14 protein-coding genes are annotated in these 16,464 nt (G+C 65.0%); 3 read left to right on the top strand and 11 right to left on the bottom strand.

What is annotated here, in order from left to right; genetic code table 11:
- Positions 1-120: 120 nt before the first annotated feature.
- From UCMB321_RS26995 to tssA, 11 genes are all read right to left on the bottom strand, one after another.
- The gene (locus UCMB321_RS26995) at positions 121-555 is read right to left on the bottom strand and encodes a DcrB-related protein (RefSeq protein WP_040071742.1); all 435 of its coding nucleotides are present in this window, start codon (positions 553-555) and stop codon (positions 121-123) included.
- 15 nt (positions 556-570) lie between these two features.
- Positions 571-2,502: a type VI secretion system Vgr family protein gene (locus tag UCMB321_RS26990; RefSeq protein ID WP_040071741.1), complete on the bottom strand. Its 1,932-nt coding sequence runs from the start codon at positions 2,500-2,502 to the stop codon at positions 571-573.
- A gap of 4 nt (positions 2,503-2,506) precedes the next feature.
- Positions 2,507-5,188, bottom strand: coding sequence for a type VI secretion system ATPase TssH (tssH, locus tag UCMB321_RS26985; protein WP_040071740.1), 2,682 nt, complete (start codon positions 5,186-5,188; stop codon positions 2,507-2,509).
- Positions 5,181-6,233 (bottom strand): type VI secretion system baseplate subunit TssG, encoded by a 1,053-nt coding sequence (gene tssG / locus UCMB321_RS26980; protein WP_040071739.1) that lies wholly within the window; start codon positions 6,231-6,233, stop codon positions 5,181-5,183. The genes tssH and tssG overlap by 8 nt, the downstream gene beginning before the upstream one ends.
- On the bottom strand, positions 6,197-8,056 hold the full coding sequence (gene tssF, locus UCMB321_RS26975) for a type VI secretion system baseplate subunit TssF (protein WP_040071738.1): 1,860 nt from the start codon (positions 8,054-8,056) through the stop codon (positions 6,197-6,199). The genes tssG and tssF overlap by 37 nt, the downstream gene beginning before the upstream one ends.
- Entirely contained in the window at positions 8,053-8,577 is a 525-nt protein-coding gene (gene tssE / locus UCMB321_RS26970; protein WP_422393869.1) for a type VI secretion system baseplate subunit TssE, read from the bottom strand. The genes tssF and tssE overlap by 4 nt, the downstream gene beginning before the upstream one ends.
- Positions 8,578-8,723: 146 nt before the next feature.
- Positions 8,724-9,212, bottom strand: coding sequence for an Hcp family type VI secretion system effector (locus tag UCMB321_RS26965; RefSeq protein WP_040071737.1), 489 nt, complete (start codon positions 9,210-9,212; stop codon positions 8,724-8,726).
- A 19-nt stretch (positions 9,213-9,231) separates the two neighbouring features.
- On the bottom strand, positions 9,232-9,423 hold the full coding sequence (locus UCMB321_RS30865) for a hypothetical protein (protein ID WP_157016072.1): 192 nt from the start codon (positions 9,421-9,423) through the stop codon (positions 9,232-9,234).
- Positions 9,424-9,460: 37 nt separating this feature from the next.
- Positions 9,461-10,954, bottom strand: a complete 1,494-nt coding sequence (gene tssC, locus UCMB321_RS26960) for a type VI secretion system contractile sheath large subunit (protein ID WP_040071736.1) — start codon at positions 10,952-10,954, stop codon at positions 9,461-9,463.
- A gap of 15 nt (positions 10,955-10,969) precedes the next feature.
- The gene (gene tssB, locus UCMB321_RS26955; RefSeq protein ID WP_040071735.1) at positions 10,970-11,485 is read right to left on the bottom strand and encodes a type VI secretion system contractile sheath small subunit; all 516 of its coding nucleotides are present in this window, start codon (positions 11,483-11,485) and stop codon (positions 10,970-10,972) included.
- A gap of 81 nt (positions 11,486-11,566) precedes the next feature.
- Positions 11,567-12,595, bottom strand: coding sequence for a type VI secretion system protein TssA (gene tssA, locus UCMB321_RS26950; RefSeq protein WP_209437210.1), 1,029 nt, complete (start codon positions 12,593-12,595; stop codon positions 11,567-11,569).
- Between the two features lie 391 nt (positions 12,596-12,986).
- On the opposite strand from tssA, the gene tagH reads away from it, so the two are divergent.
- The 3 genes from tagH (at position 12,987) to tssK (ending at position 16,460) form a co-directional block, all read left to right on the top strand.
- Positions 12,987-14,423, top strand: a complete 1,437-nt coding sequence (gene tagH / locus UCMB321_RS26945; RefSeq protein WP_040071733.1) for a type VI secretion system-associated FHA domain protein TagH — start codon at positions 12,987-12,989, stop codon at positions 14,421-14,423.
- A gap of 174 nt (positions 14,424-14,597) precedes the next feature.
- Complete coding sequence (gene tssJ / locus UCMB321_RS26940; protein WP_040071732.1) at positions 14,598-15,110, top strand: type VI secretion system lipoprotein TssJ; 513 nt, start codon at positions 14,598-14,600, stop codon at positions 15,108-15,110.
- Positions 15,111-15,125: 15 nt separating this feature from the next.
- Entirely contained in the window at positions 15,126-16,460 is a 1,335-nt protein-coding gene (gene tssK, locus UCMB321_RS26935; RefSeq protein ID WP_040071731.1) for a type VI secretion system baseplate subunit TssK, read from the top strand.
- Positions 16,461-16,464 lie beyond the last annotated feature (4 nt).

Genomic DNA, 16,464 nt, shown 5'->3' with positions numbered 1-16,464 from the left:
GATTGCCACGTTGGCCGCGACCTCGAGCACACCGCCGAGAATATCGGCCATCATCGAGGTATGGGACAGTCCATCGCCCAGCCGGGCGGCCCAAAGTGCGTCAGACATGCACGGCTTCCGTCAGGTCACCCGGTCGAATTGCAGGGACTGCTTGATCGTCGCCCAATGCGCGGCCTCGGCATCCCCCAGTTTGTCGGCCTTGACGTAGCTCAGGGCGAGCATCTTGCGGGTGCCCGGCAACACCAGGGCGAGCTGGTACTGGAAGACCTTCTCCGCACCCTTGCTGAACTGGCTGCGTAACTCGATGCCATCCACTGACTGATCGGCCCCCAGGCGCACGGCCTGGCCCGGCTGGTAGCGCAGTTCCTGAACCTGCTGTTCCAGGCGCTTGAGCTGGGCGTCGAAGTTGCTTTGCAGGGTTTCGCCGTCGGCCAACTGGCTGCGGCTGACGATCAGGGACGTCCCCAGCTCCGGGAACTTGAGGATATTGATCGAGGCATCCAGCAGCTCGCTCTCGGGCAGGGCGAACTGGAATTCATTGAGGCGGTAAGTCATGGCTCGCGGGTCTCGTTATTTGGGCTTGGGGAACATCGCCTCGACGCTGGCGTCGATGCTGCCTTTGACGCCTTGGCCTTCAGGCGATGCACCGGGGCCGCCGCCGTTGTTCAGGTGCAGGGTGCCGCCGGTGTTGAACTCGGCATCGCCCGAGGCGTGGAAGCTGATCTGCACGCCGCTCAGGTTGATCTGCCCGCTGGCATTCAACTCCAGCACGCTTTCGCCGCAGACCAGGCGCAGGTTCTCGCCGACCTCGATGACGTAGCTCTGGCTGATGCTGTCGGTCTTCTTGCGGCCCACCACCAGGATGTCGTCGTCCTTGACCGCGCGCAGGCGCACCGAGCCGATGGTCACCGTCTCGTCGTGCCCGATGCTCTTGTTGCGGTCGTGGCCCACCGAATGGCTTTCGTCGACCTCGACCACGATGTCCTGGTTGCGCTCGGCATGGATGTACAGCTGCTCGGCGCCTTTCTTGTCTTCCATGCGGATTTCGTTGAAGTTCGCCGGCGTGCCGCCCTTGCTCGAACGGCTTTTCATGCCGCTCTGGGTCGCATTGGCGGGCAGGTCGTAGGGCACCGTCTGTTCGGCGTTGTAGACCCGACCGGTGATGATCGGCCGGTCGGGGTCGCCTTCGAGGAAGCTGACGATGACTTCCTGGCCGATCCGCGGGATCTGCATCGAACCCCAGTTCTTGCCGGCCCAGGCTTGCGACACGCGAATCCAGCAGGAGCTGTTTTCGTTGGACTGGTCGTGGCGGTCCCAGTGGAAGTGCACCTTGACCCGGCCGAACTGGTCGGTCCAGATTTCCTCGCCGGTCGGGCCCACCACCACGGCGGTCTGCGGGCCCTTGACGGTAGGGCGCGAGGTATTCGCCAGCGGGCGGAAGCTCTGTTGCGCGTCGATGCAGCTCAGGCTGCTTTCGAACTGCGTACCGGGCGAGGCGCCGCCGGTTTCCAGGCTTTCCTGGGCGATGTAGTAACGCGCGCCGACGATCAGGTATTCGCGGTTCTGGTCCAGGCGGCTGAAGCCGGTGAGGCTGAACAGATGCCCGGAGCCCAGGCCGCGGGCGTTGCCGTTGAGCTCGACCCGTTCATGCAGGCTCTGGATGGCTTCGATGCGGGTGCGCGCATAGTGCTCGCCGTCCTGGCTCTGCACGTAGGTGCCGGGGTAGTCGTACAGCGGGTAGTCGCCGGCAGTGTGCGGGCGCGGCATGGCCGAGCGCACGTCGATCCGCGCGCTGGGGCGCTGGAAGTCGTAGTCGTTGAGTTCCAGGGAGCCGGGCTGGACTTCCTGGGCCAGGTGCCAGCCGTTGAGGTGATCGCGCTCGCGATGCTGGCCGTCCGGCGGGTAATACGGCAGCGACTCATAGCCCGGGGCGCTTTGGTGGGCGCCGTAGGCGTCGGCCAGGACCAGCACGTGGCGGTCCTTTTCGTGGCGGAAGTAGTAGTAGATGCCTTCCTGCTCCATCAGCCGGCTGACGAAGTCGAAGCTGCTTTCACGGTATTGAACGCAGTATTCCCACTCGCGGTAGGGCTGGCTGAGGGCGTCTTCGAAGTCGGAGAAACCCAGGTCGCGGAACACCTGCTTGATGATCTGCGGGATGCTCTGGTGCTGGAAGATCCGGCAGTCGGAGGTGCGGGTCAGCAGCCACAGCCAGGGCCGCAGGGTCACCGAATAGCTGGCGAACTGGCCCTGGCTGACGTTCTGGCTGCAGCGCGCGACGATGCCGTGGAAGTAACGCAGACCGCCCTGGACCTGCAGCGACAGGCTCATGGGTTTGCCCAGCAACTGGTTGAGGTCCAGGGCGCCGTCGTTGGAGGTCAGGTGCAATTCGTAGTCGAACAGCCGCCCCAGCTCCTCGCCGCCACCGAAGTCCTTGAGCAACAGGACATCCGGCCCGAGGGGGCTGTTGATCTGGGCCAGGCGGGTGGCTTGGGTGAATAGCATCGGCTCAGGCGCTCGCGTCGCTGAACTGGTAGTGCAATTCGTTATCCCGCTCGCTGATCCGCACCCCCGCCAGCGCCTTGCCTTCGAGCATGCGGGTGAGGAATTCGCGGCTCATGTCCGGCAGCAGGCTGTTGGTCAGGATGGTGTCGATCATCCGCCCGCCGCTTTCGGTCTCGGTGCAGCGCGAAACGATCAGGTCGACGACCTCGTCGTCGAAATCGAAGGCCACCTTGTGGGTGCTTTCCACGCGCTTCTTGATCCGGCCCAGCTGCAAGCGGGTGATCGCCTTGAGCATGGTGTCGCTCAGCGGGTAATACGGAATGGTCACCAGGCGCCCCAGCAGCGCCGGCGGGAAAATCTCCAGCAGCGGCTGGCGCAGGGCCTTGGCGATCTCTTCCGGGTCCGGCACGTTGCCGGCGTCCTTGCACAGGTGCGAGATCAGCTCGGTGCCGGCGTTGGTGGTGAGCAGGATCAGGGTGTTCTTGAAGTCGATCACCCGGCCTTCGCCGTCCTCCATCACGCCCTTGTCGAACACCTGGAAGAAGATCTCGTGCACGTCCGGGTGGGCCTTTTCCACCTCGTCCAGCAACACCACGCTGTAGGGCTTGCGCCGTACCGCTTCGGTCAGCACGCCACCTTCGCCGTAGCCGATATAGCCGGGCGGGGCACCCTTGAGGGTGGAGACGGTGTGGGCTTCCTGGAACTCGCTCATGTTGATGGTGATGACGTTCTGTTCGCCGCCGTACATGGCTTCGGCCAGGGCCAGGGCGGTTTCGGTCTTGCCCACGCCCGAGGTGCCGGCGAGCATGAACACACCGATCGGCTTGCTCGGGTTGTCGAGGCCGGCGCGGGAGGTCTGGATGCGCTTGGCGATCATCCGCAGCGCATGGTCCTGGCCGATGATGCGTTTTTGCAGGTGCTGGTCGAGGTTGAGCACGGTTTCCAGTTCGTTGCGGGCCATGCGGCCCACCGGAATACCGGTCCAGTCGGCCACCACCGAGGCCACCGCCTGGTAGTCCACGGTCGGCAGGATCAATGGGTTTTCGCCTTGCAGGGCGCTGAGGCGCTGTTGCAGGTCCACCAGTTTTTCCCGCAGCGCGTGACCCTGTTCCGTGCCGACCTCGCTGTCCACCACACCGGCGCTTTCACGCAGCTCGGCGCGGGTGGCGAGCAGTTCGTCCACCAGGGCTTTCTCCTCGGCCCAGCGCGTTTCCAGCTCGGCCAGGCGCTCGCGCTCGGCGCTCAGCAGGCTCTCGCTGTGGCTGCGGCGCGCGGCGGTATCGACGCCGATGGCATGCTCGCGGGCAATGATCTGCAACTCGATTTCCAGCGCTTCGATACGCCGGCGGCTGTCGTCCACTTCGGCGGGCACCGCGTGCAGACTGATAGCGACCCGGGCGCAGGCGGTGTCCAGCAGGCTGACGGATTTGTCCGGCAACTGGCGCGCCGGAATGTAGCGGTGCGACAGCTTGACCGAGGCCTCCAGCGCTTCGTCGAGGATCTGCACCTGGTGGTGTTTTTCCATGGTCGAGGCGACGCCGCGCATCATCAGCAGGGCCTTGTCTTCCGACGGTTCGGCGACCTGCACCACCTGGAAGCGGCGGGTCAGGGCCGGGTCTTTCTCGATGTGCTTCTTGTACTCGGCCCAGGTGGTGGCGGCCACGGTGCGCAGGGTGCCGCGGGCCAGGGCCGGCTTCAGCAGGTTGGCCGCGTCACCGGTGCCGGCGGCGCCACCGGCACCGACCAGGGTGTGGGCTTCGTCGATGAACAGGATGATCGGCTTGGGCGAGGCCTGGACGTCTTCGATGACCTGGCGCAGGCGCTGTTCGAACTCGCCCTTCATGCTCGCGCCGGCCTGCAACAGGCCGACGTCGAGGCTGCGCAGTTCGACGTCCTTCAAGGCCGGCGGCACGTCGCCGGCGACGATGCGCAGGGCGAAGCCTTCGACCACGGCGGTCTTGCCGACGCCGGCCTCGCCGGTGAGGATCGGGTTGTTCTGACGGCGGCGCATGAGGATATCCACCAACTGACGGATCTCTTCATCGCGGCCGACGATGGGATCGAGCTTGCCGCTGCGGGCCTGCTCGGTCAGGTCCACGGTGAAACGCTTGAGCGCTTCCTGCTTGCCCATGGCGCTGGGGGCTATGGCGCCGCTGGCTTCGCCCGGCACCGCACCGGCGTTGAAACCGTCACTGGCGCCGAGGTGGTTTTCCGGCGAGTCGCCGACGTACTCGGCGAAGCGCTCGCTCAGGGCTTCGACCTTGATCTTGTCGAACGTAGGCGACAGCGCCAGCAGGGCATGGCGCAGGCTCGGGGTCTTGAGGATGCCGAGCACCAGGTAGCCGGTGCGCACCTGGCTTTCGCCGAACATCAGGCTGCCGTAGACCCAGCCACGTTCCACGGCTTCTTCGACGTGGGACGAGAGGTCGGTGATCGAGGTCGAGCCGCGCGGCAGGCGGTCCAGGGCCTCGGTCAGGTCGCGGGCCAGGCGGGCCGGTTCGATATCGAACTGACGGATCAGCCGGTGCAGGTCCGAGTCCTGCAATTGCAGCAACTGGTGCAGCCAGTGGCTCAGTTCCACATAGGGGTTGCCCCGCAGTTTGCAGAACACCGTGGCGGCTTCGATGGCCTTGTAGGCGAGGCTGTTGAGTTTGCCGAATAACGCGGCGCGGCTGATTTCACCCATGGTCCGGGCTCCTTGAATGGTGGGCCGAGGTGGCCTGGTCGGCGTAGTGCCGGGCCAGGATCAGGTCCTCGGCATCTTCTTGGGGTTGGCCGAGCCAGGTGTTGAAACCCAGGCGGAATTGGCCGTTGAGTTGCAGCTTGGGCACTTGCGGTTGTTCCAGGACCAGGTTCAGGTCCCAGTCCAGTTCGTGCCCCAGGTATTCGGCGACCCAGGCCACCAGGTGGCGGAAGGGTTCGCCGTCGGGCAACAGGCCCATGTAGTCGGCCAGCTTGAGCGGACCGACGCGGATGCGGAATTTGTGCTGGCGGTCCCAGACGTGGCGGCCCAGGCAGAAGTCGACGCCCAACTGGTGCGCGCTGACGCCGAGGCGGCTGCGTTCCGGCAGGTGCAGCCATTGGCCGACGTATTCCTCGATCTGCACCGGCAGCCCGAAATACTCTTCCAGGATGGCGCGCAGGCCGTCCGGGTAGCGGGTCTGGGCGGCGAGGTGGCCGCTGAAGTGCAACTTGGCGGTGTCTGGAATCAGCCCCTGGTTCAGCAGGCTGGGCATGCCTCGGCCACTGAGGGCAGCCAGGCGCGCAGACCAGTAGTCGTCGTCCGGGCGGTCGTGGCTGACGGTCGGCCGTGCTTCGGCCCAGGCCCGGTAGAACAGGCTCAGCAGGCGGTGGTGGAAGATATCGAGGAAGCGCTTGCTGGTGCTGTCGGTGTTATTGCGCTGGCGTTCGCGCATGTATTCGGTCAGGTGCAGCGGCAACGGGCCGTTGGGGCCGCCGAGACCGAAGAAGAACTGCTCCAGGCGCGCCGGCGTGGTTTCGCTGGCCGGTGTCATGGAGGCCAGGGTGGCCGGGGCGAAGGCGCAGTCGAGCTGTTGACCGAGGCGCAACGGGTCGTCGGCCAGGCGCTGGGAATGGCCGAAGCGCGGCAGGTGCGGCGATTCGCACTCGATACGCCGCAAGGCCTGGAAGAAATCGTATTCCCAGGGTTCGGCCTGCATCGCCGTGAGCGTGCTCACAGGGTCGGACGGCGTCCGGGCTTGGCTTTCCATCGCATGATCTCGCCGCGTTCGGTGGTACGGATCACCGTCTCGGTAAAACTGTTGATCGACACGTAGCGTGCCAGGAAGCGTTCGAACACGGCGCCGAGGAGGAACACCCCGGTGCCGCGAAACGCGTTTTCGTCGAATTCCAGAGTGATCTCCAGGCCACGTCCGAAGACGATCGGCCCGGGCATCGGCAGGCGCCGGGTGCAGGGTTTGCTGCTGACCTCGCGCAGGCCCTCGATCTGCAATTGCAGGGCGGCGTCGTTGCTCTCGCCGTACAGGCGCAGCAGTTCGCGCAGGGCGGCGGCGCCCTGGCCGGCTTCGCTCAGCGACAGGTAGTTCAGCGACAACTGGCTGATCAGGCGCCAAGCCTGGTTGTCGTGGGCATGGCTGGCCCGCGGTCGGCTGGGTCCGGCCAGGCAACGGATCGCCGAGACCGGGGCGCTGTCGGCCAGGGTGAAGTCGCTCTTGCCGGTGCCGACGTTCATGAACAGCGGCAGGTCGCGGTTGGTGCACAGGGCGCTGACGCCCAGTTGGCGCAGGTCGTGGCGGTAGGGCGCCTGCCGGCTGTCCACCAGGCTGATGAAGGTTTCACTGCCGACATAGGTCGAGCGGGTGCCTTTGCGCCGTTGTTCGCTGGACAGCACCCGGGGTTCGCGGCGCAGGGTGTAGTAGGCCTGGTCACGGCCGTAGCGCGACGGATCGCGCACGGCATAGAACGGCAGGAACGGCTGGTCGGGCCCGGTGCCGTGGCCGGTGACGCCGGTCAGCGAGTGGATCTCGAAGTCCATGGGCCGGGTACGGTCGGCGATCACGTGGTGTTCGTTGACCCGCTCGGACAGGTGGATACGGTCCACGCGGCGCGGGAACAGGTTGATCGCCGGGGTGCAGAAGGGCACGAACTGCGCGGCGCCGACGCTGTTTTCCAGGCTCGGGTCGAAGCGCTCGAAAAGCACGATCAGTTCCAGCTCCTGGCCGGCGCAGCGCTTGACCGCGCGGCCCAGTTCGGCGAATTCGACGAACAGGTAGCGCTGGGGCAGGGCGAAGTATTCCTGCAACAGCCGATAGCCCTGGAACGCCTGGGCCACCACCGGCATCGCCGCTTCGCGGTCGTCGAAACCGCAGGCGCGCAGGGCGTCGCCGGGCAGGCGTTCGACCCAGTCGCCGCCCGGGGCGCGGGCGAACACCGCGCAGGCATTGCCCAGCAGTTGCTCGTACAGGCGAAACGGCTGCTCGTCGGCACCGTTGAGGTAGAGCGGCAGGCTGTCCAGGTCGAGCTGGTTGAACGGCAACTCGGCGCCGGTACGCAGGGTCAGGCGCAGGCCGGCCTTGGCTTTCGGTTCGCTGGCGGCCAGGCGGCCGAGCACGGCCGACGGGTTGCCGAAGTATTCCGCCTGGCTGACCTGCAACGGCCACAGCGTCACGGCATGGGCGCTGCGGTATTCGCAGGACGTCTGGGTGTCCTTGCCCAGGGTGGCGCGCAATACGCTGTCGCGGGGCAGGGTGAAACCGCCGGCCAGGGAGCCTTCGTCCGGGTCGGTTTGCAGCTGCACCACGGTCATCGAAGGCGTTGGCGCCAGGTAATGCGGGTAGGCGATTTCCAGCAGGTTGTGGGTGAAGGTCGGGTACTCGGCATTGAGCTTGAGCTGCACCCGGGCGGTGAGGTAGGCGAAACCTTCCAGCAGGCGCTCGACGTAGGGGTCGGCGCAGTCGAGTCCGGACAGCGTCAGCCGGCCGGCGATCTTCGGGTATTCCTTGGCGAACTCGGCGGCGCTTTCGCGCACGTGTTGCAGTTCCTGGTTGTACAGGTCGAGCAGGCGCGGGTTCATGAACGTCTCCGTTGCTCGGCGGGCACCACGCGCACATGGCCGGATTCCAGGTCGAGGTCGGTGCGCAACAGCAGCGGCAACGACACCGGCAGGGCCCAGAGATCGCCTTCGATCTCGAAGCTCAGGGCGTTGTGGTTCATCTCGCCGTGGGCGACCTGGGCGCGGACCCGCAGGGTGTGGCTGAGGATGCGCGGCTCGAAGGTGGTGATGGCGGTGTGGATCAGGCCTTCGAGGGCGGCGACATCGATGCTCGAGGCACTGTTGCCCGCCAGCGCCGGCAGGCCGTAGTTGACCACCGAGGTCCCGGCCGGGGTGTGCAGCGTGGCGTCGGCGTCGAGCAGGCTGGTGCTGTTGAGCAGCCAGGTCAGGTCACGCAGCACCGAGGCCTTGAGCTGGCTCAGGGACAGTACGCGTTTGTCGCCGCCTTCCTGGAGGTTGCCGGGCTCGTCGTCGGTCAGCCGGTCGAGCAGCGACGGTTGCAGGCGCTCGCGCAGGGTGAGGTCGCTCAGCACGTTGCTCATCGCGCAACGTCACAGGGGCTGGGCGCTGCGGGGTGGCAGCTCCGCTGGGCGGGAAACGCAGGCTTGGCCATGCTCGGGCACCGGGATTGAATCGAATTCGGGGTAACACCAGACGCCCCCGACGCCGAGCGGCGGGGGCGTGGGGATCAACGCTTGGTGTTCGAACGGATGTTCCAGCCGAACTTGACCGGGCCGCCTTGCTTGGAGCCGTCGGCTTTCTGCTCCTGATACTCGACCGAGACCTGGGCGAAGTTCAGGGTGACGTTTTCGGTCAGGCGATCATCGCTGCCCGAACCACCGGTGCTCAGGGAGGTGATCAGCACTTCTTCCAGGTCGATCTTCATGTACTCGACCTGGCTTTCGCCGCCGGCCTTGCGCACCACCAGGGTGACCTTGTCGATGTGCTTGCCGCTGGCGCAGTGCATCATCAGGTTCGGCGACGCCTTGTCGACGTACTTGGTCAGCGACAGGTCCTGGATATTGACCTTGCCGGCGCCACCGCCACCGCCCATGTGCATGTTGCCGGATTGGGACATGCCCCAGCTCCAGTTGAGGACATCGATTTCCTCTTTGTGAGCCTTGTCCTGGGACTCGCCCTTGATGTCGCCGATCTTGATGAAGATATCAACAGCCATGTTTTCTCCAGTGTGGTCTTCACCACGATGTTGTTAGCCAGGACCCACCATGGTTGGCAGTGGGTTCGCTTTTGTTGCGGATGACGCGGTCCTTGTGGGAGCCGGCTTGCTGGCGATCGGCCGCGAAGCGGTCGTAACTCCTGAGTGCCCGGTCTTTCAGGAAGACCGCGTCCACCGGTTTTGCGAGTGCTGCGCACTCGATCGCCAGCAAGCCGGCTCCCACAGGAGGCGGCGTGTCGCTCCAGTAATCAGGCGCCCTTCGCCGACGGCAGCTTCGAGACCAGGCGCAACGAAACCGTCAGGCCTTCGAGCTGGTAGTGCGGACGCAGGAAGAACTTGGAGGTGTAGTACCCCGGGTTGCCCTCGACGTCCTCGACCACCACTTCCGCCGCGGCCAGCGGGTGCTGGGCCTTGGTGGTTTCGGTGGAGTGGGCCGGGTCGCCGTCCACGTAGTTGAGGATCCAGTCCTGCAGCCAGCGCTGCATCTCGTCCTTCTCCTTGAACGAGCCGATCTTGTCGCGCACGATGCACTTGAGGTAATGGGCAAAGCGGCAGGTGGCGAACAGGTACGGCAGGCGCGCGGCCAGGTTGGCGTTGGCGGTGGCGTCCGGGTCGTCGTACTCGGCCGGCTTTTGCAGCGACTGGGCGCCGATGAACGCGGCGAAGTCGGTGTTCTTCTTGTGCAGCAGCGGCATGAAACCGTTTTTCGCCAGCTCGGCTTCGCGCCGGTCGGAAATCGCGATTTCGGTCGGGCACTTCATGTCCACGCCGCCGTCGTCGGTCGGGAAGGTGTGGGCCGGCAGGTTCTGTACTTCACCGCCGGATTCGACGCCGCGAATCCGCGAGCACCAGCCGTAGTACTTGAACGAACGGTTGATGTTCACCGCCATGGCGTAGGCCGCGTTGGCCCAGGTGTACTTGTCGCTGTCGGCGCCGTCGGTGTCTTCTTCGAAGGCGAAGGCTTCTACCGGGTCGGTCTTGGCGCCATAGGGCAGGCGCGCCAGGAAGCGCGGCATGGTCAGGCCGATGTAGCGCGAGTCTTCCGATTCACGCAGCGAACGCCAGCCGGCGTATTCCGGGGTGGTGAAGATCTTGGTCAGGTCGCGCGGGTTCGACAGTTCCTGCCACGAGCCCATGCCCATCACGGTCGGCGAGGCGGCGGCAATGAACGGCGCATGCATCGCCGCGCAGACCTTGGACAGCTCGCCCAGCAGCTCGACATCCATCGGCGACTGGTCGAAGTAGTAGTCGCCCACCAGGCAGCCGTAGGGCTCGCCGCCGAACTGGCCGTATTCCTCTTCGTACATCTTCTTGAAGATCGGGCTCTGGTCCCAGGCCGTGCCCTTGAACTTCTTCAGGGTCTTGTGCAGTTCCGGCTTGGCGATGTTCAGCACGCGGATCTTCAGCTGCTCATCGCTCTCGGTGTTGTTGACCAGGTAGTGCAGGCCACGCCAGGCGCTTTCCAGCTGCTGGAACTCAGGGTGATGGATCACCTGGTTGACCTGCGCGGTGAGCTTGGCGTCGATGGCGGCGATGATCGACTCGATGGACTTGATGGCGTCGTTGGACACCAGGTCGGTCTGCGCCAGGGCCTGTTCGGCCAGGGTGCGCACGGCACCTTCGACGGCTTCGCGGGCACGTTCGGTCTTGGGCTTGAACTCCTGCATCAGCAGGTTGGCGAACTCGCTGGGCTCGGTGGTGGTGCCTGGCAACGCCTGATTGTCTTGCTGCAACTGGGTCATGATCGTTCGTCCTGATTAAGCGCTGGGCTCGGAGTCCTGGGGCTTTGGCGCACTCGCCAGGGCCTGGAGCAACGCCGGATCCTTGATGGCCTTCATGATGATTTCTTCGGCACCGGTCTTGCCGTCCATGTAGGTCAGCAGGTTGGCCAGTTGGGTACGGGCTTCGAGCAGCTTGTTCAGGGCATCGACCTTGCGCGCGACGTTGGCCGGGCTGAAGTCGTCCAGGCTCTCGAAGGTGATGTCCAGGCTCAGGTTGCCTTCGCCGGTCAGTTCGTTCGGCACGTGGAACGCCACGCGCGGCTGCATGGCCTTGAGGCGCGAGTCGAAGTTGTCGACGTCGATCTCCAGGAATTTGCGGTCCGCGACCGGCGGCAGCGGCTCGGCGGGCTTGCCGGCGAGGTCGGCCATCACGCCCATGACGAAGGGCAACTGGACCTTTTTCTCGGCGCCGTAGAGTTCTACGTCGTACTCGATCTGGACCCGTGGCGCGCGGTTGCGCGCAATGAATTTCTGAGAGCTGGTGTTCGCCACGTTGTTGCTCCTGGTCGCTCAAGCGACGGTGTTGGCGTTATCGGTGGTTGCCGTTAACTAAGCGGCGCGGTCCCGGTGGGCTTATTCGCCCTCGGGGCCCCGCAGGTTTTCAAATTGGGACAGGCCGTCGGGAATCAGGTTGCGGACGATGGTCGCGAAGTCGGCGTGCACCAGGTTCTTGGCCCGGGTCAACAGCACCGGCAGCGGGCTCGAAGGCTCGTGGCGGGCGTAGTAGTTCAGCAGCCGGTCGAGGCTGCGCAGGACGTCGTCGCGGTTGCCGATCTCCCCCGGCGCTGCGGTGCGCGTGGCTGCCGGGGCCGCAGCGGCGCTGTCGTGCCCGCTGGGGGCCGGCTCGGACTCGTTCACGGTCGATTCGCCGGCGTCGCTGCCGGGGGCGTATTCGGCGAGTATCTGCACGGCCAGTTTGAGCGGCTGGCGCAGGGCGCCGAGGTCGACACCCTGGGCCGAGCCGACCTGGTCGCTGACGAAGCGCTCGATGCTGTCGATGGCACCGCGGGCTTCGTTGAGCGCGGCGCGCACCGCCTCCAGCTGCTCGGGGTCGCTGTCGCGCAGAGCGCCGGCCAGTTCGTCGGCGTTCAGGTTTTCGTCGGAGAAACCCTGCAGGCCGCTGGCATTCAGCGCGGCGCGCAAGGTCACGGTGCCGAAGGCCCGGGAGCGGGTCAGCACGCTTTCGCGCAACAGGCGGATATTGGTGTCGCAGGCCAGGCCCGAGAGCGCGTTGATCCGCACCGTGGGGTCGTTGTCGTCATCGGCGTCGAGCAGCGGATAGAGTTCGCCCCAGTACTGCTGGAGCAGCTGGCTGACCAGGGTCAGGGCGTTGGCGAGGCCCGGCAGGCCATCGAGGGCCAGGGCGCTTTGCACGAGAAAATGGCTGATGCGCAGGTCTTTGCTGCGTTGCAGGAGCGCCGTGCTCGACTGCTCGATGGCGCGCCATGCCGGCGGCTCGGCCGCTTGCACCGAGTCGCCCATGATGCGCTCGGGTTTGCCTTGGGCGTCACGCTCCAATTGCAAGAATTGCGCGTCATATTCCAGGTCCTCGCCACAGGGCGAGTTTGCTGAAACAGCGGCGAGCAACAACGGCACATCCACCAAATCGATCTCCTTATCCGCCCGCTGAATAGTCGGGCAATTCCTGCGAAAGTTCTCTCAGAAAACTCTCATATTTCTTGGTGGTATATACGAAGTGACATCATAGTGACATCATCCGTAAACAAGAAGTTGTGCATTTTTGGTGTAGTAGTTATAGCTTGTCAAGGTAAGCTAGCGGCCCTTTGTTACCGTTGTGACACACTCGTCAAGGCTGTCGACCATTGGGTCAGGCCGTGTGCGTTTTTAGGGATTTTGTAGGTAGAATTCACCAGGTTCGGCGAACTGGCTGAAATAGATAGGTTTTTTCCAGGATTTTCATAGCCCTGGCGAGACCCGGCGCAAGGTGTTTGCGCCGGGTGGCTTGTGCGTGGATGTACAGCAAGGAGGCGCAATGTCGCTGTGTTTGACTATCACTAGTTATCACAAGATCACCCCTGGCCAATGTCCGGAGAAATCCATGGACAAGGGAGTGATGGCAATTGGCCGTAGTTCCGAGAATGACTGGGTTCTTCCCGATCCGGAGCGGCTGGTTTCCTCGAAACATTGCGTTATTCAATACAAAGACGGTCGTTACTATCTGACAGATACCAGTACCAATGGCGTGGAGTTAGTTCAGGCCGGTATTCGTTTGCGCAGAGGCAACAGCGAGCCGTTGCAGGACGGCGAAATCATCCGCATCGGTGAGTACGAGATCCGTGCGCGTATCGATTTCAACCTGCAACTGGCGCCCGAGAGTCTGTCGGGGGGCGATTCATCCAACAGTTTCGAAGCGCTGATGGGGCGGGCGGCAGCCGCGCCCGCCATCTCGCCGCCAAGCACCCCGGCCGCGCATTTCCAGGGCGGTTCGGCGATGGATACGTTGCCGGACCTGTTCGATTTCCTGGCGCCGTCGAGCATTCCTCCGGCAACCCAGCCGGATCATGTGCCAGCGCAACAGCATGATTTTCGTCCGCCGACGCCGGTGATCAGCTCGGCGCCCGCGGTGGTGCCGCCAGCGCCGGGCGCGGCGGTGATTCCCGAGGACTGGGATCTGTTTGGCGACACGCCCAAGGCACCAGCCAGTACGCCGGTGACTGTTCCTGTTTCCGTACCTGTGGCGATTGTCGAGGCTATCGTCGAGCCGACTCCGACTCCGACTCCGACTCCGACTCCGACTCCGATCCCGGCTCCGATCCCCACGCCGACGGTGGCCCCGGTTACCCAGCCAGCCCCCGTGGCAATGTCGAGCGGTGCGGCGCGAGCCGATTTGCTGCAAGCCTTCCTGCGCGGTGCCGGTCTCGACCAACTGCGTATCGATACCGCCCAGGCGGAGGCGCAGATGGAGGCCATCGGCCGCAGCTACCGGCTGATGGTCGAGGGGCTGATCGATGTGCTGCGGGCCCGCAGCAGCCTCAAGGGCGAGTTCCGCATGCAGCAGACGCTGATTCGCCCGGTGGAAAACAACCCGTTGAAATTCGCCCCGAATGCCGATGAAGCGCTGCTCTTGCTGCTGCGTCACGGCAACCAGGCCTTCATGGCACCGGACCAGGCGGTCAGCGACAGTTTCGACGACCTGCGGGCGCACCAGATGGCGGTGATGGCCGGCGTGGAAGCAGCGATCAAACACCTGCTCAAGCGTTTCGAACCTTCGGCGCTGGAGACCCGCCTGAGCAAGCCCGGCGGTTTGTCGAACCTGTTCAGCGGTTCGCGCCAGGCCCAGTACTGGCAGCAGTTCACCGAGCTGTACACGAATATTTCCCGTGAGGCCGAGGAGGATTTCCAGGACCTGTTCGGTCGGGAGTTCAGTCGCGCGTACGAGGAACACAGCGCGCGGTTGCGCAAGGGATAAGCCCACCACGGACTTTGTAGGCGCTGGTTTGCCAGCGATGAGGCCCTTGAGTCTTGTGCCGCCTGGCCGGACGCCATCGCCGGCAAGCCGGCTCCCACAGGGTTTCGGGCAAGGCGCTGGTTTGCAGTTGTTATATGGATAAACGGACAGTCAGCAGGTCATTGAGGACGCAGGATGATTCACCGAGTTTTACTGGCCGCAGCCCTCACGCTGCTGCTCGGCGCATGTGCCAAGGACGCGGCCGCTCCAGCGCCCGTCGACGCCCCTGTTGCTGCCGATAGCGCCACGGCTTCCCTGCATTTCCACGCCATTGCCGGCCTCAACCCCGGCGCCGACGGCGTACCCGCGCCCGTGCGCGTACGGATTTTCGAGCTGAAGAACAGCGCCAACTTCAACCGCGCCGACTATTTCGCCCTGGCCGATCGCGCCCAGGCCACCCTCGGCGTCGACCTCATCGACCAGGACGAAGTACTGGTACAGCCCGGCGAGCAACTGGACATCGAGCGGGCGCTCAACCCGGCGACCCGCCAGGTCGGCCTGGTGGTGGGCTACCGCGAAGTCGACCAGGCGCTCTGGCGCACGCTGCTGACCATCGCGCCCAAGCAGCTCAACGACTATCAGATCAGCCTCGATGTGCGCGCCGTGCGCAGCGCCGTCGTCGTGACCCCAACCCGCACCGCCCCCTAGGCAAACGGAGAAGCCATGTCCTGGAACAATCGAGTGGTCTGGTCGGAAGGCATGTTCATCGGAACGCAGCACTTCCAGCAGCATGACCGTTATCTGGAAAACCTGATCGATGCCCGCAGCCGGCCATTGGCCGTCGGCGCCTGGGGTTTTTCCGAGCTGCTGATTGACCAGGGCCTGCTGGCCCAGGGCAAGCTGGCCATCGTCTCGGCCCGGGGCCTGCTGCCGGACGGCACACCCTTCAACATCCCCCACGATGACCTCGCGCCGAGCCCGCTGACCATCGACGAGCACCTGCGCGACGGCCTGGTCTACCTGGCCTTGCCGCTCAAGCGCGCCGGCTCGCGGGACACCGTCGACGAAGGCGAGGAACTGGGCGGGGCGCGCTACCTGAGCCAGGTCCGCGAAGTGCGTGACGACAACGCGCCGTTCGAGAACCGCGCGCCGGTGGCCTTGGGTTCGCGGGCCCTGCGTCTGTTGACCGCCGCGGATGGCCTGGGCGATTACGCCGCCATCGGGCTGGTGCGGGTCAAGGAAAAGCGCGCCGATCGGGCCCTGGTCCTTGATGACAGCTATGTGCCGCCGGTGCTCGATGTGGCGGCGAGCAAGCCGCTGACGGCATTTCGCAGCGAGCTGCTGGGCCTGCTGCACCAGCGTGGCGAAGCCCTGGCCGGGCGCGTGGTGGCCTCGGGGGCCGGCGGCGCCTCGGAAATCGCCGATTTCATGCTGCTGCAACTGGTCAACCGCGCCCAGCCGCTGATCGGCCACCTGAACCAGATCAGCCCCTTGCACCCGGAACGTCTGTACAGCGAGCTGGTGAGCCTGGCCGGCGAGTTTTCCACCTTTTCCAGCAGCGGTCGGCGCCCGGCCGCGTTCCCTGCGTATCAACACGATGACCTGGCGTTGAGCTTCGCCCCGGTCATGCAGGCCCTGCGCGAAGCCCTGTCGATGCTGATCGACAGCAAGGCGACGCCGATTCCGATTGTCGAGAAAGCCTATGGCATCCACGTGGCGATGCTCGCGGACCGCAGCCTGATCGACAGCGCCAGCTTCATCCTGGTGGTGCGCGCCGATATCCCCAGCGAAACCCTGCGCGGTCGCTTCGCCCAGCAGAGCAAGATCGGTTCGGTGGAGCACATCCGCGACCTGGTCAACCTGCAATTGCCGGGTATCGGCCTGTTACCGCTGCCGGTGGCGCCGCGGCAGATTCCGTTCCATGCCGGGTCCACCTACTACGAACTCGACCGGGGCAGTGAGCACTGGAAGCAACTGGTGAACTCCGGCGGTTTCGCCTTCCATGTCGCTGGCGAGTTTCCCGGCTTGAACCTGGCCTTCTGGGCCATCCGAGGATAAGCCG

Source organism: Pseudomonas batumici (assembly GCF_000820515.1).
GTDB lineage: Bacteria > Pseudomonadota > Gammaproteobacteria > Pseudomonadales > Pseudomonadaceae > Aquipseudomonas > Aquipseudomonas batumici.
This window is presented reverse-complemented; position numbering and strand designations above follow the sequence as displayed.